The sequence below is a fragment of the uncultured Limnohabitans sp. genome (assembly GCF_937889215.1).
In the GTDB taxonomy this organism is placed as follows: Bacteria; Pseudomonadota; Gammaproteobacteria; order Burkholderiales; family Burkholderiaceae_C; genus Limnohabitans_A.
The window spans coordinates 1-2,328 of sequence record NZ_CALBEX010000223.1 but is presented as its reverse complement, the minus strand read 5'-3'; the positions used below and the strand labels follow the sequence as shown (position 1 = coordinate 2,328).

Annotated in this window: 2 protein-coding genes; both read left to right on the top strand. The window is 60.9% G+C overall.

Features of this window, described 5'->3' with window-relative positions:
- Positions 1–1,038, top strand: a 1,038-nt coding sequence (gene mmsA, locus Q0341_RS05630; RefSeq protein WP_299511116.1) for a CoA-acylating methylmalonate-semialdehyde dehydrogenase, incomplete at its 5' end; no start/stop codon positions are given.
- Between the two features lie 205 nt (positions 1,039–1,243).
- Positions 1,244–2,328, top strand: a 1,085-nt coding sequence (locus Q0341_RS05625) for a GMC family oxidoreductase N-terminal domain-containing protein (protein WP_299511114.1), incomplete at its 3' end; no start/stop codon positions are given.

The following is a 2,328-nucleotide window of genomic DNA, read 5'->3' as shown; positions in this document are numbered from 1 at the left end:
ATGTGGATGTTCCCGGTGGCCATTGCCGCAGGCAACACCTTCATCTTGAAGCCCAGCCCAACCGACCCGACGCCTTCGCTGTTCATGGCCGAGCTCCTGAAAAAAGCTGGCTTGCCGGACGGCGTGTTCAACGTGGTGCAAGGCGATAAAGAAGCCGTGGACGCGCTGCTGGAGCACCCTGATGTGAAGGCCATCAGCTTCGTCGGCTCCACCCCGATTGCCAACTACATCTACGAAACTGGCGCGCACCACGGTAAGCGGGTGCAAGCTTTGGGCGGCGCGAAAAACCACCTGGTGGTCATGCCCGATGCCGACATCGACCAGACCGTGGACGCACTGATAGGCGCGGGTTACGGCTCGGCCGGTGAGCGCTGCATGGCGATCTCTGTCGCGGTGCTGGTGGGCGATGTGGCGGACAAAATTTTGCCTAAACTGATTGAGCGCACCAAGGCACTGCAAGTGCTCAACGGTGAAAACCTGGCCGCCGAAATGGGCCCCATCGTGACCGACGCGGCGCGTCAGCGCATCAAGGGCTACATCGACGCAGGCGTGGCCGAGGGCGCCAAGCTCTTGGTCGACGGCCGCGAGTTTGACGGCGCAAAAGCCGGTGCCGGTTGCGACAACGGTTTCTGGCTCGGCGGCACGCTGTTCGACAACGTGACCACCGACATGAAGATCTACAAGGAAGAGATTTTTGGCCCGGTCTTGAGCTGCGTGCGCGTGCCCGACTTTGGCACCGCCGTGCAGATCATCAACGACCACGAGTTTGGCAACGGCGTGAGCTGCTTCACCCGCGACGGCAACGTGGCCCGGGAATTTTCTCGTCGCATCCAGGTGGGCATGGTCGGCATCAACGTGCCGATCCCCGTACCCATGGCCTGGCACGGCTTTGGCGGCTGGAAGCGCTCGCTGTTTGGCGACATGCACGCTTATGGCGAAGAGGGCGTGCGGTTCTACACCAAGCAAAAGTCCATCATGCAGCGCTGGCCCGAGAGCATCGGCAAGGGCGCTGAATTTGTGATGCCGACGGCCAAGTAAATTTAGTTTTTTGGACTTGGTTGGTGATTTCTGCGAGGGAGGCTGGGACCCAGCCTCCCTCGCAGCGTTGGTGGGCGCCTTTCGGTCTGATTCGATTTCGCACGCTCACCCTGTTGGCGACTTCAGCCCCATCAGGCTGCTTGTCAGGGCGCAAGCGCCGACCGGCAAGAAGGCACAATCGTTCAATCTGGAGACTGGGAACAACATGAACGACAACACCTTCGACTACATCATCGTCGGCGGCGGCACAGCCGGCAGCCTGTTGGCCAACCGACTGAGCGCCGATGCCGGCCATCGCGTGCTGCTGATCGAAGCGGGCAAAAAGGACAACTACCACTGGGTGCACATCCCGGTCGGTTACTTGTACTGCATTGGCAACCCGCGCACCGATTGGCTTTACCAGACCGAGCCCGCCGATGGGCTCAATGGCCGTAGCCTGCGTTACCCGCGTGGCAAAGTGTTGGGCGGGTGTTCCAGCATCAACGGCATGATTTACATGCGCGGCCAATCGCGTGATTACGACCAATGGGCGCAGATCACTGGCAACGACGCGTGGCGCTGGGACCAATCGCTGCCTTACTTTCAGTTGCACGAAGACCATTACAAAGGGGCCAACGCTTTCCACGGGGCCAAAACCTCGCGCCCCGGTTTGCTCGCGGCCGATGCGCCCAATGGCAGCTACCTGAAGACGCTGCAACAAAACCAAGCGGGCGGAGAGTGGCGCATTGAAAAGCAGCGCTTGCGTTGGGATGTGCTGGACGCGTTTGCCCAGGCCGCGCATCAAGCGGGCATCCCGGCCACCGAAGACTTCAACCGGGGCGACAACGAAGGCGTGAGCTATTTCGAAGTCAACCAAAAAAACGGCTGGCGTTGGAACACGGCCAAGGCTTTTTTGCGCCCCACCACCACAGCCCGCCCCAACTTCACGCTGTGGAGCCAGGCGCAAGTGGCTCAGCTGACCTTGCAAATGCAAACCGACGGCAGCCAGCGCTGCACCGGCGCGCAAGTTTGGGTGGGTGGTCAAATGGTGCAGGTCCAAGCCACCCGCGAAGTGATTTTGAGTGCGGGCACCATCGGCTCGGCGCAGATTTTGCAGCTCTCAGGCATCGGCCCGGCCGATTTGCTCAAGGCCAAAGGCGTTGAACTCAAGCATGACCTGCCCGGCGTGGGCGCCAACTTGCAAGACCACTTGCAGATCCGCTCGGTCTACAAGGTCAAGGGGGCCAAAACCCTCAACACCATGGCCAACAGCCTGTGGGGCAAGGCCATGATCGGGCTGGAATACGCCCT